Below are 19,242 nucleotides of genomic sequence, written 5' to 3' on the forward strand. Positions count from 1 at the left end.
TGTCTCCGCAATTAATAAGTACGAATCTTCGGCGGGAACGCCGGACGCAGTTTCGGTTCCATATTGACGCTTCGGCGCGTCATGGATTCCGTTTGCGGCTGATACAGGGTATGACACAACCAGTTGGCATCATCACGCTCCGGGAAATCGAAGCGGCTATGCGCGCCGCGGCTTTCCGTTCGGAAGTTGGCTGATACGGCAGTGGCGTAGGCAGTTTCCATCAGGTTATCCAGCTCCAGACACTCAACACGCTGGGTATTAAACTCGCTGGACGTGTCATCCAGACGGGCGTTTTTCAGACGCTCGCGGATCACTTTCAACTGCTCAAGCCCTTTCGCCATCGCGTCGCCTTCACGGAATACGGAGAAGTTATGCTGCATACACTCCTGCAACGCTTTGCGGATAGCCACCGGATCTTCGCCATTGCGGTTATTGTTCCAGCGATTCAGGCGCTCCAGAGAACCTTCAACGTCAGACTCGCTGGCGTCGCGCAGCACGCCCTGCTCGGCGATGGATTCCTGTAAATGCAGCCCCGCCGCGCGGCCAAAGACCACCAGATCCAGCAGTGAGTTACCGCCCAGACGGTTGGCGCCGTGAACCGATACACAGGCGATTTCGCCTACCGCAAACAGCCCCGGAATCACCACGTCTTCGCCCTGCTCGTTCACCGTCAGCGCCTGACCGGTCACTTTAGTCGGAATACCGCCCATCATGTAGTGGCAGGTCGGGATAACCGGAATCGGCTCTTTCACCGGATCGACGTGGGCGAAAGTACGGGACAGCTCCAGGATACCCGGCAGGCGAGATTCCAGCACCTCTTTACCCAGGTGATCCAGTTTCAGTTTAGCGTGCGGCCCCCACGGGCCGTCGCAGCCGCGACCTTCACGGATTTCGATCATGATGGAACGCGCCACCACGTCACGACCCGCCAGGTCTTTGGCGTTCGGCGCATAACGCTCCATAAAGCGCTCGCCGTGTTTGTTCAGCAGGTAACCGCCTTCGCCGCGGCAGCCTTCTGTCACCAGTACGCCCGCCCCGGCGATACCGGTCGGGTGGAACTGCCACATTTCCATGTCCTGCACCGGGACACCGGCACGCAGCGCCATACCGACACCGTCACCGGTGTTGATGTGAGCGTTGGTGGTGGACTGGTAGATACGGCCTGCGCCGCCGGTCGCCAGCACCGTCGCGCGGGCTTTGAAGTACACCACTTCACCGGTTTCGATGCACAGTGCGGTACACCCTACCACCGCGCCATCCTGGTTTTTCACCAGATCCAGCGCATACCATTCGGAGAAAATCGTGGTGTGGTTTTTCAAATTCTGTTGATACAGCGTATGTAGCAAGGCGTGACCGGTACGGTCAGCCGCTGCCGCGGTACGTGCCGCCTGCTCGCCGCCAAAGTTTTTCGACTGGCCGCCGAACGGGCGCTGATAGATACGTCCATCATCAAGACGGGAGAACGGTAGCCCCATGTGCTCCAGTTCCAGAATCGCTTCCGGTCCGGTCTTACACATATATTCGATGGCATCCTGGTCACCAATGTAGTCCGACCCCTTAACGGTGTCGTACATGTGCCATTCCCAGTTATCTTCATGGGTATTGCCGAGCGCCACGGTGATACCGCCCTGCGCGGAAACGGTATGGGAACGGGTCGGGAAGACTTTCGAGAGCAGCGCACAGGTTTGGCCGCTTTGGGAAATTTGCAGCGCCGCGCGCATACCTGCGCCACCGGCACCAATCACAACAGCATCAAATTCTCTGACTGGCAGTTTCATTACACACCCCACACCACAACAAATCCATAGATGACGTAAACCACCAGCGCAACAACAATAACGAGTTGCAGTATCAGACGCACTGCCAGTGGTTTAACGTAGTCGGTTAACACCTGCCACATGCCGATCCAGGCATGAATCAAGATGGAAAAAAGCGCCAGCAGGGTGAAGACTTTGGTGAAGGCCGATGAGAAGAAACCGGTCCAGGCTTCAAAGGTCAGTTCGCCGCTCGTGGCGAAAAAACCCACCATGTAGATGATGTATAACGTCAGAACGATAGCGGTAGCACGGACCAGGATGAAGTCATGTACGCCATTGCGTCCTAATGCGGAGGCGTTGCTTACCATACGAGGACTCCTGCGAGAAGTGAAAGCACGACAGTGATAACAAAAGAGATTTTGGCAGAGCGTTGACCCGCTTCGAATGTTTCTTCCAGATAGCCAAAATCCATTAACATGTGACGAATTCCCACGATGACGTGATACGCCAGCGCGGTAAGGATGCCCCACATGATAAATTTAACGATGAAGCCGTCCATGATATCGGCGGCCTGCTGGAATCCTTCCGGAGAAGAGAGGCTGGTGCCCAGTAGCCACAGTAGTATGCCGACTGCGATGAAAGTAATCACACCGGATACGCGATGGAGAATGGACGCTATCGCTGTGATGGGGAACCGAATCGTTTGTAGATCCAGATTGACAGGTCTTTGTTTTTTCACATTTCTTATCATGAATAACGCCCACATGCTGTTCTTATTATTCCCTTAAGACTTCGGTTACAGAGGTGAATCTACCTGTAGCCAGAAAGACGACGGGATTTCCTTCCTCCGGTCTGCGTGCGGGTCAGACAGCGTCCTTTCTATAACTGCGCGTCATGTAAAACACTGCTTCCAGTAGCTAAAACGACACGTTACAACGCTGGGTGGCTCGGGATTGCAGGGTATTCCGGAGACCTGGCGGCAGTATAGGACGTTCACAAAATCATTACAATTAACCTACATATAGTTTGTCAGGTTTTATCCTGAACAGTGACACAGGTCACGATAACAACATTTTTTTAATTTTCAATCATCTGATTTGACAAACATTAAACAAAATTGTTACAAACGACACCAGAAAAAGCATATAATGCGTAAAAGTTATGGGGTCACTCTTTCACCTGTTAATAAGTTATGCAACAGTACAATGATATTGACCCATTCTTTCAGGACAGTTATTAGTGATAGACAGGTTACATTACTCGGATTGCTACGTTCCTGATTTGCTGCTAATTCGAAATTAATCAAGCCGTTACCTGCAAGCGCCCATTGCTCTGTACCCAGGTCATCCCCTCTTTCACAGAGCGGCGAGCCAAATAACAAACTGGTAACGGTTGATTGATGCATACACAGAATCTTCCCTGCACTAACGACAAGGAAGATGACGTGGAGAAGGCAAGTCTGAGTTCCGGCAGTCTTAAGCAATAAGGCGCTAAGGAGACCGTAAATGGCTGATACAAAGGCAAAAATCACCCTTACTGGTGACACTGCTATTGAACTGGATGTGCTAAAAGGTACACTCGGTCAAGATGTTATTGATATTCGTAGTCTCGGTTCAAAAGGAGTTTTTACTTTTGACCCTGGTTTCACCTCTACCGCATCCTGCGAATCTAAAATCACCTTCATCGACGGCGACGAAGGCATTTTGTTGCATCGCGGTTTCCCGATTGACCAGCTTGCTACCGATTCCAACTATCTGGAAGTCTGTTACATCCTGCTGTACGGCGAAAAACCGACGCAGGAAGAGTATGACGAGTTCAGAACGACAGTCACCCGCCATACGATGATCCATGAGCAAATCACTCGCCTGTTCCATGCTTTCCGTCGCGACTCACATCCGATGGCGGTAATGTGCGGGATCACTGGCGCGCTGGCGGCGTTCTACCACGACTCGCTGGATGTGAACAATCCGCGCCACCGTGAAATCGCGGCGTTCCGCCTGCTGTCCAAAATGCCGACCATGGCGGCGATGTGTTACAAATATTCCATCGGTCAGCCGTTTGTTTATCCGCGCAACGACCTTTCCTACGCCGGTAACTTCCTGAACATGATGTTCTCCACGCCGTGTGAAACCTATGAAGTGAATCCGGTACTGGAGCGCGCGATGGACCGTATTCTGATCCTGCACGCTGACCATGAGCAGAACGCCTCTACGTCAACGGTACGTACCGCAGGTTCAAGCGGCGCCAACCCGTTCGCCTGCATTGCCGCCGGGATCGCCTCCCTGTGGGGACCCGCGCACGGCGGCGCCAACGAAGCCGCGCTGAAAATGCTGGAAGAAATCAGCTCTGTTAAACACATTCCGGAATTTGTTCGCCGTGCGAAAGACAAGAATGATTCTTTCCGCCTGATGGGCTTCGGTCACCGTGTTTACAAAAACTACGATCCGCGCGCCACCGTGATGCGTGAAACCTGCCATGAAGTGCTGAAAGAGCTGGGCACCAAAGACGATCTGCTGGAAGTGGCGATGGAGCTTGAGCACATTGCGCTCAACGACCCGTACTTCATCGAGAAGAAACTGTACCCGAACGTAGACTTCTACTCCGGCATCATTCTGAAAGCGATGGGCATTCCGTCCTCCATGTTCACCGTGATCTTCGCCATGGCGCGTACCGTTGGCTGGATTGCACACTGGAATGAAATGCACACTGACGGCATGAAAATCGCCCGTCCTCGTCAGCTGTATACCGGCTACGATAAACGCGACTTTAAATCGGCGCTGAAGCGTTAATTGACAACCGGATGGCGACGCAACCCTCGCCATCCGTTACATTTTCCCTTTTTTCTTATCCTCATTATTTTATTCTTACCCCGTTACTCTCTATGATTAATTAAGGTTTCGCTAAATATCATTCAGGGAGCATGGAATGCCGATTCTGCAGTGGTTTTTGTTGTTCCTGTTATCGCTGCTCATTTCCCTTATTTTTCTCTATCTGCACCTTCCGGCGGCGATGCTGCTCGGTCCAATGATTGCGGGTATCGTGTTGAGTTTGCGAGGTAGTACGCTACAACTTCCGCGCGGTATTTTTCTCGCCGCACAGGCGATTCTCGGCTGTATGATCGCCCAAAATCTAACCGGTTCGATATTGACCACCCTCGCCCTCTACTGGCCGGTCGTGCTTTTAGTGTTGCTGGTGACGCTGCTTTCCAGCGCGATAGTCGGCTGGCTGCTGGTACGCTACAGCTCGCTGCCCGGCAACACCGGCGCATGGGGGTCATCGCCGGGCGGCGCAGCGGCAATGGTAGCGATGGCGCAAGATTACGGGGCGGATATCCGCCTGGTGGCGTTTATGCAGTATCTACGGGTACTGTTTGTGGCTGGCGCGGCGGTGCTGGTGACACGCCTGATACTCGGCGACAGCGCGGCAGCGGTCAGCCAACAGGTGATCTGGTTTCCGCCGCTTAGCGGTAATTTATTGACGACGCTGCTATTAGCGATCGTGGCGGGCATTGCCGGTCGCCTGATGCGTATCCCTTCCGGCACGATGCTGCTCCCCATGTTGGCAGGCGCGCTTCTCCATTCGCAAGGCATCATTGAGATTGAATTACCCGAATGGCTGCTGGCCGTGGCGTATATGGCGATAGGCTGGCGTATTGGGCTGGGTTTTGACAGACAGGTGTTTTTTATGGCGCTGCGGCCATTGCCGCAAATCTTATTGTCAATTTTCGCGCTGATGGCGATTTGCGCCGCGATGGCGTGGGGAATGGCTTACTACATGCAGATTGATTTTATGACGGCTTATCTCGCCACCAGTCCCGGGGGTCTGGATACGGTTGCCGCGATCGCGGCAGGAAGCAGTGCCGATATGGCGCTCATCATGGCAATGCAAACCCTACGGCTGTTCAGCATTCTGTTAACTGGGCCAGCAGTGGCCCGTTTTATATCAACCTATGCGCCCAGACAACCTTTGTAGGACTGATAAGCGTCGCGCCATCAGGCAATAGCCGCTCGCCGATGGCGGTTCCGGCTATTTCTGGCAATGCGGGCACCAGTAAAACGGGCGTGAGGACAGTGTTGTCTTTTCAATAATGCCGCCACACCGCTCGCACGCTTCGCCGTCACGGTGGAAAACCTTAAAGCGAAACAGTGCGCCATGATGCTTGTTTTCATCCGCCTGACCGCGAGTCGTGTAGGACAGGCGCGGAATATCCAACAGCGCGTGAGAAAGCGCATTCAGTTGCGCCTCGTTGAGATCTTTCGCTTTATGCTGTCCGGTTAACCCTACCTGCCAGAGGATTTCAACGCGCAGATAATTCCCCAATCCCGCCAGAAAGGCCTGATCCAGCAACAGTCCGGAAAATTGTCGGTTGCGAAAACGCGGCGACAGCAATCGAGCTTTAACCTCTTCCGGAGTGAGACGCGCGTCCAGCACATCCGGACCGACTCGCTGTAAAAAGGGGTGCGTCGTGAGCTGCTCTGCTGTCAGCATTTCGATATCAGACGCGCTATAAAGCAGTATAGTTTTATCCGCCGTTTGTAGCCTGACGCGCAATATACGCGTGGTCTGCGGTATTTCACCAGTGTCGATCACCCGCCATACGCCATAGAGTTGGTTGTGGCTGTAGAGCGTCAGGCCATTTGAAAAGTGGGTCAATAACGCTTTTCCCCGCGTCTCTATCCGGGTAACAATTTGACCGGTAAGCTGCGATTCATACGGTTTTAACTGTGCAAAGGCAAACCAGACATCGGTTAAGGGTTTGCCTTTGATTGCCGCCTCCAGATTATCCGCCGCACGACGAATTTCCGGGCCTTCAGGCATGATAATATCCTTTGTTAACAGTTGATTAATGGACTACACCGCCTCTGACTGTCTGGAATGCACATCGAACGCCATAATGAACATCCACAGCGGATGGACAAACAAGCGGTGGTATCCAGTGATAATAACATTATCGCAGCACGAGACCACTTCCCCGTCAGGGTTAACGTGATCGCGCCAGGGCATAATCGACTCAGCCCTTGTCGGGCAAGCGCCCAATAATGATTGTCTGCCTACCGGAATTAAATGACGCTTAGTTATATTTTGCCCAAAATTTTTTTCTGTTGATCCTTTTAAAGCCTTCTTTCCAATAACTGGCATTCAACTCTTTGATATACTTTTCTCCGGGAAAAAGTTTATCCTTTAAAGGCAGTTTTTTGGCTAGCACGATTCTTTCTGCGTTAGATCCCGCGGACTCTGAATGTGTGAGGGAAGATAAGGCGTCCAGTTGAGCGCTTGAGGGTCTGGCTATCAATTCAAAAAAAGGTTCTGACAATACAACACTACTAAGTGCTGCATAATTTTCTTTTTGTATGAGCGGTTTGATGTACTCAAAAAAAGAAATAATCCCTGATTGCAATCTTGCCGCTTTTTTTAAATACTCAATTTCAGAACCACTGCTATCTTCACGTACAGGAATTATTCCATTATTCGTTTTTTTATAACCAATTGTTGACCCGGTATTGTCAGCCATAGCGAACTCCATTATTTCCACCCCTCCTGATAAGAAAAGATCACATTTATCGTGGGGATGGCCATAGTTGGTTAGCCAACCAAACATCTTATTATAAATAGATCGGTTATCATTGGCGCCAGCAAAAGTTGCCAAATAAAACCCATGTATTTGTTTTTCTGCCCATTGCGCACCTAAAGAACGAGCAAATACTGATTGAATATTACCCATCCATCCTACATCGATAAGTGCTATATTTTTATAACCTTCACAGGCCGTCTTAAAGTAATCAGCGTAAACTTCCCTGTGCTGAGTATTTTTTAATAAAATATATGGAAATAATTTATTTATAAGCCAGTGAACCTTATGTTCCTCTCCTGAAACAGGAATATATTCCTCGTCAGGAAAGCCAACATGATGTATATCTGAAATATGCTCACTCGCATCTAACCCCGCGATAGCAAGTATCTTTTTAATACTTTTCTTATTCTTACCACCAAAAAGATGCCAAATCCTGTGCATCGGCCAATCAGTCATCCCCACCATATAAGCTGATGCGCGGGATATATATAAATATTCACATTTTACATGTTCTTCTGAAAAGTATTCATTATAAATTTTATAGATTAAGTGAGCATCGCGTGCTAAAAAAAGCGCTTTATCAATTTTATGAATCTTTAACTGATTCGCTAACCAGGATACATAACCTAATAATAACGGACCAAATACTTTAAATCCTATCTCATTTAAAGGATCATTTTGATGGAAAGCAGAAACTTGTTTAAGTAATAAAGTCTTACAAATAGATTCACCAATAATATCTTTAGTTTTCCAATGATTAGATACCCCATGATTATACTCTGACCAATCAGCATGGAGAGTATTTATGCCGAGTTTTTTAGCATTCAGAATATCAGCATGAACATTGTCGCCAACATGCATCCATGATGCAATATCTACATTTTCATTTTTCTTGACTATTGAAAATAATTTACCACTATTTTTAGAGTACCGCTCTTCGCCAGATGAATAAACTGGAATGTTACTGATATCATAGCCACATGATGTTAACAACTCCTTTAATATTGCTGATGGAAGGTACATATCACTAATTAAAATGACTTTGCAACCATCACTAATAGCCTTTTCAAACAAACAGCTTCCACGCGCATTTTTATATAAAACAATCTTCTCCATTTGTATTTCCAGATCGATTATCTTTTTTACTGTCGCTGGTGAAAGCTGCGGATGCTTTTTTAAAACTTCATCGTATATTTCAGATATAAGTATTTCCGGCTCGCCGCCAAAACGCCTGACCCTATTCTCTCTGGCACTTACTTCCGCCTGAACTCTTATCTCTGGGAAATTATCAATAATACCAATCTCGTACGCTGATATAAAAAATTTCTCAGTTGCTAAAGTTGATTGCATTAATGAAAACAAATCTCTGGGACGGTAAATCCTCCGGCTAACCAATGTATCAAAGATATCAAAGCTTACGGTCTTGTATTTTTTAAAGTTCATATCCATATTTTATTTAATCTTATTTTCAATATAAGAAATTTTATGAAAAAGACTATTGTTAGCAATATTTGAAAGTAACACATTGAGTAATGATGAGTCATCAATACTTCTCATCATTTTATTTTCTGCAATTTTGCATTCTATATCAAATAACTCATTGTTAATTACGGTATAATTGCCAAATTCAAAGTCATCATTTTCTCTGAAATGATAAAATGCCAGTGCTTCAGGTAAGATCCAAACATCATTTTCTGCCAGGTAATGAATAAAAAAAGGCCAGAAAAATGCAGGAGAGGATAATTTATGACTTTCAATCACATCGATAACAGAATTTTTATCGAATAAACACGAGGACAGTGGAATAGAATTCCTGTAATAAATAACATCAAAACTAACAGGGCCAGCATTTAAATAGTGGTTCCATGGTTGCGTTGAATTTATAATTATTCTATTATTTTCCGCAATCTCAGCAACTTTATTTGTATGGCATGCTATTGCATTTACAGATGAATACGTTGACTGTATATTCGCCAAAACACTGAGTAGCCTTGACACATATTCAGGGGCCCAGGAGTCGTCATCATCCATAAAGCATAAATAATTAGATTCAGACATCTTAATAGCATTAAAGATACAGCTTTCGTCGTAGATAACACTATATATATTTGACAGTTCTTTCAGATAAAAATCATCCACATTGTGACATTTCAATTCTTCCCCCATGCAGAAAATGATGATATTTATTTTTTTGAACGTCTGGTCATTAATGGATTGCAAGGCCCGCATTAATAGCCGAGTACGCCCAGGTTTATGTCGGACAATAACTAAAAGACTCTTTTCCATATTCTGATTTCGCGTTTTACGGTATATATAAAATTAACACCCTATGAATGAATGCTGACATTGGGTAAGGATTATAATATTTTATTAGACTGACACCAGATAAGGTGTAGCAACAGAACCATACCTAAGATTATCATAGTCATATAATTAAAAAATCGGTATAATTCTCATCAACACCACTTACATCATGTTTAATATTTATCTTCAGATTTTTTATTGAATTTTTTATACCAAAAGAGCTTTGAGGTAAGATAGGGCAAACTATTTTTCATTTCTTTTTTTGCAGATTTAAACCGATAAAAATTTTTGACTGCCGTAAACAAACCATTAATAATAACTTTAAAAAACTCCATTTTTGAGTGGGTAAGTTTTAATAATTTACCATTTTCTATATTTAAATGATAGATAGTAATTCTCCGGAATGAAAACTTAGTAGGGTGATAATGACGATAATCAACCACGATTGGTTTTTTAATTAAAAAGAAAGCTGGAATTAAGTGTCCATTAAGGGTTATGCATCTAAAAAATTTGTAGATGGCTTTTTCTTTACCAGAACATGGGTAATCAACACAACCATTAACAATATCAATACCTTCTACATTGAATTTTTCATTATGAGTTATTGCATTAATTCTTTTTCTTATCTCCAGAAGATCTACATTATCTTCCCAAAACTTCCGCCCAGAAAGACAATCGTTATATGACATAATCATTGCTCTGGCAAGTTCATAGCGGCATGAAAAACTCGCAAGAAAGACTTCCCGCACAAAGAAAACACTTAACAGTAGTGCAGCAAACTTTCTTTTACTAATTAATGCAGGTACAGCAACAGTCCTGAAGTTCAAATAGCTATTTAGAACCGATATTTTTCTTTCAAAATCCATTTGCCACGAAGCCACACCATTAAGTGTGACAATATTATGTTTTTTATGCATATATCCAAATAGCAGGTCATCTCCACGAACAAAGAAAGGAAATGAGTAATATTCAATAGCGTTAATATTAAAGGCAAAAAACCACCATCCACCGTAGCCTATTTTTCTTTCATTATCAAAATTATCTAAAGAATCTATTTCCCGAGCATCCAGATAATGTTTATCCGGGTAATGTAAAAAATCTCTATGCCATATGGCACCAGATTCATGTATGATTGCCGGGTTATCCTCAAAAAGCATACAGCCAGTAACAACTGTATTTTTGTCTTTAGCCATCAGTAAAAAAGCATGAGTTCGACAAATCGATTCAATTTCACATGAGCCGTCGTCATCCATAAATATGACATGTTTAACATCGTTGATTTTCCCTGCCTCTATCAAACCTCTCATAAACCCGCCTGATCCACCGAGGTTTTCATTATTGATAACCATAATGCCGTTTCCTGACGGGTGATTAATCGCCTCGCCATTATTAACGACAATCAATTTAAAACGATCTTTAAATTCGCTCTGGGTTAAGAGTGTTTTATTAATTCTATTGATTGTTTTAGTAACAGCTTCTTTTCTATTATAAGTTGTTATAACTAAAGCCATAGATGATTTACTAACATGATCTTTAGTCAGAAATTCAAATCCATTTAAAACAGAGTCTTCGTCTGATTGCCACTCCACATAGATATATCCGAAATTTATTTTTGATATATCAATCTCAATCTCATCACTAATATTGCATGACGATTTAAAATCAATTTGCTTTAATACTCTAATGACACCATTCTCTTTGTGCCTTACGTTTATAGTTCCGCGACCAATTATATTAAACCGCAAAAAAAGTGATGTTAAGGTTGTATATTTTTTCCATTTCTTAACTGAGAATGCATTAAAAAAAGTATCAAAACATGCAACATTATGACGCGGAACAAGTAAGTTACGTGAGGTATAGTTATACTTCCCGCCCTGAGTTCTGAAATAAAGCTGCTCTTCCGTGCATAGATCAATGTTTGGTAAAATTACTTTTTGAAGTAAAAAATACATAACGAACCTATAAATTTATATTATCCGGGGTAACGCTATTATAAAATAGTAAATTACTCACCGCGTAGTGATATAAATACTGCAATAAGAATATTAAAATCCGCCTTTGCTAACAATCTCACCGTGCTCAAGCCTGATGAACTTATTACATACAGATTTAGCCAGTTCATCATCGTGAGTGGCCATTACCATAATGCCCGCTTTAGAGATAAAGCTATTTAATCTCATCTCTGCTTTTCTTTTAAAATCACTATCACCCACGCTCATCCATTCATCCATCAGTAAAATTTCAGGATTGATTGCAGTGGAAATAGAAAAACCAAGCCTCAGAACCATACCACTAGAATACGTTCTAACGGGGACTTTAATAAAATCACCTAACTCGCTGAACTCGATGACATCTTCTGTAATATTTTTTATTTCATTTTTTGACAGACCGAGAAATAGTCCCCTCAGTTTTATATTTTCCAAGCCGGTAAGCTCACCATCCATTCCCATCATGGGATCAATGAGGCTGGTGACTCGACCGATACATTCATACTTCCCTGAAGTTGGTTTATAGGCCCCTGCAAGTACTCTCAGAAGAGTTGTTTTGCCCGAACCATTGTGTCCAATAAGTGCAAGACGGTTACCTTCGGTAAGCGTAAAATCAATTTTTTTTAATGCCCCTACTTCAATAATCCCGGTATTCGATGAGCCAATTCGTCCACCTGAAGCAGCCTGTAGAAAAGTTTTTTTAAATGAACGGTGGCTGGAGTTAAATATGGGGAGTATTACGCCAACGTTTTTGCAAGAGATTTTCATTAATTATAACCAGTATACGATTCTTGAGCGATATTTAGTCAACACTAAGGTTGAGACCATCAACATAATAATAGAAGTTATTATTGTGTAAAACCATATAGTTACATCTGGTACAGTTCCCATTAATGGTTTCCTGAGCATCTCCATAAAGTAATAAAAAATATTATAATCAACAAATTCCTTTCTTCCCTTTGGTAATTGTTCCGATGTCCAAATGATGGGAGTTATAAAAAAACACAACGTTACTACACTTTGAACAACCGGTCCCATATCACGATATCTTGTGCAAAAAATGGCGAGAATCATACCTGTAGAAATTAATGAGATGGATGTTATTATAATTGCAGGTATAAAAAGGAGAATATCAAGATTTACCGATGTATTGGTAAAAAAAATCACGAAAGGTATAATGATAAAATTATGCAACATAATCATAAACTGCCGATAGAAAACACGTAATATATATAAATATAGCGGAAGGTCAGATTGTTTAATAATTGATGCGGACTCATTAAATATTCCGCATGACTCATTAATAGTTGCTGATAGAAAGGCCCAAAAGATCATACCTAAAGTAAGATGCATGATAAAATTTTCAGAACCAGAACTGAACAGCGAACCGTAAAGAGGTCCCATCGCTGATATGGTGACCCCCATCGAAATCGTTATCCAAAAAGGCCCTAACACCGAACGCCGGTATCGCCCCAGGACATCATTCCAACCTAGCGAAATCCAAAGTTGGTGCCTGGCCAGAGCTTCTTTCAAATCATTCATTGTTTCCGTGTCACCTTTACCTGAAGAACTTATTCTTTAACGATATGAAAATATAACTTATTTATTTTCTATATATTTACATACTATTTATCTAAACACTGACCTACTTCATAAGCACTTTATGGTGTTAGCAACCAATAGTGTCTTTATAAATTTGCAATGTCTTATTAATGACTAATATGCTGGAAAACAATTCCTTTACACGTTTTCTTCCATTCGCCCCCATCTCTAAGCGAATCTGTGGATTTTTTAACAAATACTCTAATTCTACCGCTAACTCCTGAGCTGAATTACTTTTTACGATCAACCCATTATAGTTATGAATAATTAAGCTATCACATCCGCCGGTATCATAAGCAATACATGCGCGTCCTACAGATGATGCCTCTAATAAAAGCCGTGGTACTCCTTCCGGATAAACAGATGGTAATGCAACGATATTCGATTTCTGAATAAGTTCATATACATTTGAAGAGCGTCCCAGCCAGTTAATTAGCCCTTCATGATGCCAGTGATGAATGAGTTCCAAAGGGATAGCATCTTTATCGTCCTCGGCCAATATACCTGCAACATTTAAAACAAAATGAATATTTTTTTGTCTGAGGATCTTTTTTGCTTCAATGAGATCGCCAAGACCTTTACTCCATAACATTCGGCTTGCAAAAAGGACTATCGGTATCTCATGTTTTTTCTCTATAGAGAATTTATAAATATCCGGGTTAATTCCAGCACCTTCGATAACGATAGTTTTATGATAATCAATACCTACTAAACGCGATATTTTTCGTCGATCTTTATCATGTTCAAAAATAAAAACGCTACGCTTATTACCGGCAATGTATTTGTAAACCAAAACGGTTAACGCACGCAATATTCTCATTGGCACGGTATTATATAAAAAGATTCGACCAAGTCCGACAAAGCTGATAACAACTGGACTATTACTTCTCCTGGCGCTAACCCCACCAATCAGGCAAGGTTTGAGCGTAATACAATGCAATAAGTCAGGATTAATCTCTTTAATAATTTTCCGAGCGTTAAGGAATGCTCTAAAAAAAACAAACATATTAAATGACTGAGCAACAAGAGACACATTGTGACAAATAAAACCAAGCGTTTTGAATTTTTTTATAATCTCTTCACTAATAAAATGACTTATGATATGAATTTCATAACCCGCATCCCTTGCCGCTATCGCACGTTCTGTCCAATGTAAATCAAAGTACCAGTCTGAATTTACAAAATAACATAACCTTTTCATCTCTTCGTCCTGCTAATGATATTTCCCGCTAATACCTTTAAGTCCATGAAGTATTCCCTGCCAGATAAAATATAGATAATGAAATTTCTTACGCTGCCATGGTAATATGGCGAGATATTTAGAGAGGCGTAATACTATAGAAAGAACACTGAATATCCTGGGAACGGGTAAAAGTTTTCTCAGCAGCAACAAATTTCTACAAAGATAATATACTTTCCATTCGGGGCAGATACACCTTCCATGAATAGAGATATCATGAATAAATTTAATTTCTGGGGAGTAACGAATTTTCTGCCCGGACAATACTAGCTTATAACCAAAGAAAAAATCATCATAATAAAGGAAAAGTTCATCATGGATATCGTTAAGATGGTTATTCAATACCTTTCGATCAATAATCATACCAACGAATGACACAGTTTGAACATCAGTAACCTGAGTTCTTACTGGAGAAAACCTCTCTGGGCGTATCACATAATAAATAGTCTCAAACACCGTAGATGGAACCCTGATGAAAGGCAAATTCATCCGACAAGACCGTCCATAGGTGTCCTGAACTCGCGACGCAAATATACGGTATCTTGAGGTATCTAATAACGAGAAATGCTTTAAAATATTAATTTCCGGGTAAGCATCATCATCATAGAAAAATACCCAATCGGCATTACTATATGAGCATATATATTGACTACCTACTTTAAATCCGCCAGCACCACCAAGATTATCTTTAAGATTAAGTGTCGTGATGCCAGGTTCACTTAATGAAGAAAGCCATTCCCTGGTACCGTCGTTTGAGCCATTATTAACGATAACAATAGAGGAAAAACCCGCCTTAACAGTCTCTCGCACACTTTTTTTTAATTTTTCAAGACGGTTAAAAGTTACGATTAGCGCTGTACACTTCATCAAACGGTAACTGTAAAAGCTGGCATTTCTTTTTGTTCATATAGCGACGTTAAGTATACGTCCGCCGTCTGTAATGCTTCAGCTATCGTGATGTCCATATCGAGATAACGATAAGTGCCAAGACGGCCAATGAAAGTAATATTCTTTTCTTTTTTAGCCCGCGACAGATATTTATTCAGTAAATCCATTTTATCTGCCCTGCGAACAGGATAGTAGGGTATATCACCAGCTTCACATTCCCGACTATATTCTTGATAACATATTGAAGCTTCATGTCTCTCCCACGGAGAAAAATATTTGTGTTCAGTAATCCGAGTATAAGGAGTATCTATTGAACAATAATTCATTACTGCGCATCCTTGATAATCACTCTGACAAATTATTTTTTTAAAGTCTAATGTACGATATTCCAGTCGGCCATATTGACAGGAGTAAAAGGCATCCAGCGCGCCACTGAAAAAAACATGATCATAATCTGTCCGCATTTCCTGAGTGAAGGAGCGACATAGTTCAACAGCGATATTTTCGTGTTCGACAATGGACTTGACCATTTGTGTATAACCAAATTTTGGTATTCCCTGAAACTTATGATTGAAATAGTTATCATCATAATTAAAGCGAACAGGGATACGTTTCAATACAGAAGCGGGTAACGCAGAAGGATGAAGCCCCCATTGTTTAATGGTATAACCTTTAAAAAAGGCTTCATATAACTCTTCACCAATGAAACGCAAGGCCTGTTGCTCAAAATTTTGTGGTTCCAGAATGGTGCTATCACATTTTTGAAGCAGTAATTTCCTGGCGTCATCAGGTGAGCAGGCGACACCAAAAAATTGATTAATGGTATGAAGATTGATAGGTAGAGAAAATACCTGACCATTTACTGTGGCCTTAACCTTATTGATATAAGGCATCATCGCAGCGTATTTATTTACATAATTCCATACAGTTTCATTATCAGTATGATCAGTATGAAAAATATGAGGACCATAAACGTGCACCATAATACCCGTGTGCTCATCTCGGGCATCATAAGCGTTACCACCGATATGCGAACGTTGATCAATAATATTGACTACATGTCCCTGCTCGGCTAACTGGCGTGCTATTACTGCGCCTGAAAGGCCCGCACCTACAATTAGTATCTTTTTACGTTGCATTATTTTTGTCACTCTGTTCGCAGACACAGATAATATTAGATGGTTTATCCAGAATCATTGTCATTTATATCAGTAGGGTAAAGTGAAATTTACTCAACGCATCCAGATAATTCCACGCTACCGCCACAGCGCGTAAACCCTCGCACTGATTACAGATTCATTAATGTCACACGTTATGCGGTATTTCCGGACAACGATGATTGCCATATTTATTTTGCGAAGATAACTCATTCAGAACGCAACATAACGGGTCTGAATACCGCGCGGCATGATGTAAATATGCTGTCAGCATAAATCCGGTGCGTTACCGGCCCCAGTTTTTACCAACGCACTCTGTTGACTGATGTCCGGGCCGACGTCCGGTATCCTTATTCTTACCGCATCAGATAGCGGTACTCCTGTCGGGATATCCCAGCGTTGTTTCAGCGTCTGCTCCGCGAGCCAGACCTGCCTCACGCCGGTTCCCAGCATACGGGCCGTCATTTCCGGGCTACAGCCTGACAACAGTAATCCCAGCACCCGCCGTCCCTGTTTTGGCAGACGCTCTGACAGTAACCTGACCAGCGTGCGGCTGTTTATCTCCATCACCAGCTCCGGTACGCTCAACGCGTTTTTCATCTCCTCCTCGTAAGGCGATGTCTGTAGTGATGACCATATGGCAAGCTCAGCCATTCTGGCCAGAACCCTTACCGACATAGCGCGTTTAATCAACCTCAGATGGCGGAAATAACCTTCCACGCTGACGTCAACCGGTAAAAACGCGTTACTGCTGCAAAAAACCACTGTCCGCGGATAACGCTGAAAAACCTGTTGCCACAGCAGAAGCTGAGTTGATGGCCGTCCGGCGGATATCACCATCGCGCCGGGCCACCGACGCAACCGATCCAGCAGCCCTTCTGGTGTCCTGAGACGAACGCAGTCCTCCACGCAAAGGCCACCGGTATCCGGAAACTGCGCAGGATTTTCGCCTGACTGACAAAACATAATCAGCCGGAGAGGCGGCAGTACTCTGGTTAACGTCTGCATATCAGTACGTCAGAACCTGGTACAGGCTGAACAACGCTGCGACGGTGGAGACCGACAGCAGGAGCAAAAATATTTTCGCGCCCATACTGTACCGACACTTACTGGTGCCCCCCCTTCCGGTGGACATTTCCGCATATTCTTGCGTCATCAGATTGTTCTCCTCTGGCCATTGCCGACCCGGCACTGCGCCAGCAACGGCAGCTTCGTGTTGTGGAAACAACATGTCCGCACCCTTTCGTGGACCGGGAGCCATTCCATGTCTGTATGAAAAATGACGTCTGGCCCTATCTAAACACAGCACTCTGACACCCTGTCCGGTTCTGCTTTTCGGCTGCACAGGCCGTCAGTCCCCCTGGTAGTAAATGCTCCTGCCGCAGGGTAATTCTGCCCTGTGCGGAGTACAAAATGACAAATAAAAAACACAGTAATCTATTGATTTATATATTTATTATGTAAATCAGCTTTCCCTGAACAGACTTCTCTGTGATTTAACAATATGATTCAAAAAGTTAAATAAAGGATTTAATTCTTTGATATGATGATTAATCAGCATTAAATATTATTTAATACGTTTTTTTAACACTTAAAATTAACATTTTGTGCAGGCAGGACAAAAATGGATACAGCATAGTGCTGGTTGGACCAGGTAAATTTTCCCTTAGTTTTTTTATTGTTATATGGATAACTTCTTAATAAGCAAGAGATTACGATTGCATGACTCTTGTGTGGAAGGGGTAAATCTGAGAGGATGATGAAAGCGCGAAGCGGACTTAACTTTTTGAATCAGAACGTACGGTTATACTCGACGTTTTTTTCGCCATATTCCATGAAAACGCCCGGCGTTACTTGCGGTGTATCTTACGGTGTGCTGGATATTCCTGTGCCCCAGATAGTCCTGTATGAGCCGTGTATCAATCCCTTTATCAGCAAGGGCGTAGCCGCAGGCATGTCGCAGCATATGAGGATGTGGCGCTATCGTTAATTCGGCTAACCGCCCTGCCTCACGAAGTATGTAAAAAAATTGTTGCCGGCTGAGCGGATGCCGTCGCAGCGACAGGAACAGCCAGTCTCCGTCAGCCCCTTTCTCAAGATACTTCCTGGCCCTGAGCCAGCTTTTCAGTACGTTATACTCATCGGGAAGGAGGGGGTGACACGTTGAAAAGCCATTTTTGAGGCGCCGGATATAAAGCTGTCTTCCTGCAAGATCAATATCCGACAAGCGCAGCCCCAGCAGCTCACTGGCCCGGAAGCCGTGAATAAACGCCATCAGGATTAAGCAGCGGTTTCTTTCCGGGAAGGGCATTCTGTCGGTCGCTGACAGCAGTTTTTCAATCTCTTCTTGCGTAAGATATTTTCTTTTCACAAAACAAATCCATCATAACAAAATGAGTAATATACTAAAAAATCACTGATCAGATGAGTTTAATTTTCGCTAAAAAAGTTGCTATGCGTAAACAGCTTAAAATCCATATAGCTGACAATCTGGCACGCTATCCATGACGTGATAGTGAAACAGCGAATCAATCTGGCTTCAGTCTCCTGATAAGTTGTCATGACGAGGAATATAAATGCTAAAAATGAGGCTATCGTGAGGTAAATCAATCAGAAAGGGGTAATAGAGAGTCAGGTAGTTTACCCGCCCCGGAGGTTTGATTAGATGGCGATAGCTAACAATATCATAGTGATTTTCAAAAATTCTGCTGCTAACAGCAATAAGCTCATCATA

The 19,242-nt window shown here is 43.4% G+C and carries 20 protein-coding genes; 2 read left to right on the plus strand and 18 right to left on the minus strand.

Annotation, left to right across the window (positions count from 1 at the left end; translation table 11 throughout):
* Positions 1 to 11: 11 nt before the first annotated feature.
* The 4 genes from sdhA to LCS67_RS15185 form a co-directional block, all read right to left on the minus strand.
* Complete coding sequence (sdhA, locus tag LCS67_RS15170) at positions 12 to 1,778, minus strand: succinate dehydrogenase flavoprotein subunit (protein WP_000775561.1); 1,767 nt, start codon at positions 1,776 to 1,778, stop codon at positions 12 to 14.
* The gene (gene sdhD / locus LCS67_RS15175; protein ID WP_000254356.1) at positions 1,778 to 2,125 is read right to left on the minus strand and encodes a succinate dehydrogenase membrane anchor subunit; all 348 of its coding nucleotides are present in this window, start codon (positions 2,123 to 2,125) and stop codon (positions 1,778 to 1,780) included. Before sdhD ends, sdhA begins: the two co-directional genes overlap by 1 nt.
* Positions 2,119 to 2,523 (minus strand): succinate dehydrogenase cytochrome b556 subunit, encoded by a 405-nt coding sequence (sdhC, locus tag LCS67_RS15180; RefSeq protein ID WP_000263340.1) that lies wholly within the window; start codon positions 2,521 to 2,523, stop codon positions 2,119 to 2,121. The genes sdhD and sdhC overlap by 7 nt, the downstream gene beginning before the upstream one ends.
* A 393-nt stretch (positions 2,524 to 2,916) precedes the next feature.
* Complete coding sequence (locus LCS67_RS15185; protein ID WP_001539488.1) at positions 2,917 to 3,162, minus strand: hypothetical protein; 246 nt, start codon at positions 3,160 to 3,162, stop codon at positions 2,917 to 2,919.
* 100 nt (positions 3,163 to 3,262) lie between these two features.
* Here LCS67_RS15185 and LCS67_RS15190 point away from each other — a divergent pair, with 100 nt between their 5' ends.
* The gene (locus LCS67_RS15190; RefSeq protein WP_000785811.1) at positions 3,263 to 4,546 is read left to right on the plus strand and encodes a citrate synthase; all 1,284 of its coding nucleotides are present in this window, start codon (positions 3,263 to 3,265) and stop codon (positions 4,544 to 4,546) included.
* A gap of 136 nt (positions 4,547 to 4,682) precedes the next feature.
* Entirely contained in the window at positions 4,683 to 5,729 is a 1,047-nt protein-coding gene (locus LCS67_RS15195) for an AbrB family transcriptional regulator (protein ID WP_001122054.1), read from the plus strand.
* 54 nt (positions 5,730 to 5,783) lie between these two features.
* Here the strand turns inward: LCS67_RS15195 and nei are convergent, their stop codons facing one another.
* The 14 genes from nei to LCS67_RS15265 form a co-directional block, all read right to left on the minus strand.
* Positions 5,784 to 6,575 (minus strand): endonuclease VIII, encoded by a 792-nt coding sequence (nei, locus tag LCS67_RS15200; protein WP_001113962.1) that lies wholly within the window; start codon positions 6,573 to 6,575, stop codon positions 5,784 to 5,786.
* 33 nt (positions 6,576 to 6,608) lie between these two features.
* Positions 6,609 to 6,761, minus strand: coding sequence for a hypothetical protein (locus tag LCS67_RS15205; RefSeq protein WP_001145918.1), 153 nt, complete (start codon positions 6,759 to 6,761; stop codon positions 6,609 to 6,611).
* A gap of 67 nt (positions 6,762 to 6,828) precedes the next feature.
* Positions 6,829 to 8,724: an HAD family hydrolase gene (locus tag LCS67_RS15210; protein WP_077914925.1), complete on the minus strand. Its 1,896-nt coding sequence runs from the start codon at positions 8,722 to 8,724 to the stop codon at positions 6,829 to 6,831.
* A 57-nt stretch (positions 8,725 to 8,781) separates the two neighbouring features.
* Entirely contained in the window at positions 8,782 to 9,615 is an 834-nt protein-coding gene (locus LCS67_RS15215) for a glycosyltransferase family A protein (protein ID WP_023139969.1), read from the minus strand.
* Between the two features lie 191 nt (positions 9,616 to 9,806).
* Positions 9,807 to 11,585: a glycosyltransferase gene (locus LCS67_RS15220; protein WP_031564141.1), complete on the minus strand. Its 1,779-nt coding sequence runs from the start codon at positions 11,583 to 11,585 to the stop codon at positions 9,807 to 9,809.
* Positions 11,586 to 11,678: 93 nt separating this feature from the next.
* Entirely contained in the window at positions 11,679 to 12,389 is a 711-nt protein-coding gene (locus LCS67_RS15225; RefSeq protein WP_080183745.1) for an ABC transporter ATP-binding protein, read from the minus strand.
* Positions 12,390 to 12,392: 3 nt separating this feature from the next.
* The gene (locus LCS67_RS15230) at positions 12,393 to 13,163 is read right to left on the minus strand and encodes an ABC transporter permease (protein ID WP_000998822.1); all 771 of its coding nucleotides are present in this window, start codon (positions 13,161 to 13,163) and stop codon (positions 12,393 to 12,395) included.
* A gap of 127 nt (positions 13,164 to 13,290) precedes the next feature.
* Positions 13,291 to 14,424 (minus strand): glycosyltransferase family 4 protein, encoded by a 1,134-nt coding sequence (locus LCS67_RS15235; RefSeq protein WP_080183746.1) that lies wholly within the window; start codon positions 14,422 to 14,424, stop codon positions 13,291 to 13,293.
* Positions 14,425 to 14,436: 12 nt separating this feature from the next.
* The gene (locus LCS67_RS15240) at positions 14,437 to 15,333 is read right to left on the minus strand and encodes a glycosyltransferase (RefSeq protein WP_164972846.1); all 897 of its coding nucleotides are present in this window, start codon (positions 15,331 to 15,333) and stop codon (positions 14,437 to 14,439) included.
* Positions 15,330 to 16,490: a UDP-galactopyranose mutase gene (gene glf / locus LCS67_RS15245; protein WP_100521882.1), complete on the minus strand. Its 1,161-nt coding sequence runs from the start codon at positions 16,488 to 16,490 to the stop codon at positions 15,330 to 15,332. Before glf ends, LCS67_RS15240 begins: the two co-directional genes overlap by 4 nt.
* A gap of 285 nt (positions 16,491 to 16,775) precedes the next feature.
* Positions 16,776 to 17,516 carry a hypothetical protein gene (locus tag LCS67_RS15250; protein WP_001194235.1) on the minus strand — a complete coding sequence of 247 codons (741 nt, stop codon included), beginning with the start codon at positions 17,514 to 17,516 and terminating at the stop codon, positions 16,776 to 16,778.
* 1 nt (position 17,517) lies between these two features.
* Entirely contained in the window at positions 17,518 to 17,853 is a 336-nt protein-coding gene (locus LCS67_RS15255) for a hypothetical protein (protein WP_077906418.1), read from the minus strand.
* A gap of 459 nt (positions 17,854 to 18,312) precedes the next feature.
* Positions 18,313 to 18,879, minus strand: a complete 567-nt coding sequence (locus LCS67_RS15260) for a tyrosine-type DNA invertase (protein WP_000824704.1) — start codon at positions 18,877 to 18,879, stop codon at positions 18,313 to 18,315.
* 59 nt (positions 18,880 to 18,938) lie between these two features.
* The gene (locus LCS67_RS15265) at positions 18,939 to 19,070 is read right to left on the minus strand and encodes a hypothetical protein (RefSeq protein WP_001528846.1); all 132 of its coding nucleotides are present in this window, start codon (positions 19,068 to 19,070) and stop codon (positions 18,939 to 18,941) included.
* Positions 19,071 to 19,242: the final 172 nt, after the last annotated feature.

This window comes from Salmonella sp. A7 (assembly GCF_020181675.1).
In the GTDB taxonomy this organism is placed as follows: Bacteria; Pseudomonadota; Gammaproteobacteria; order Enterobacterales; family Enterobacteriaceae; genus Salmonella; species Salmonella enterica.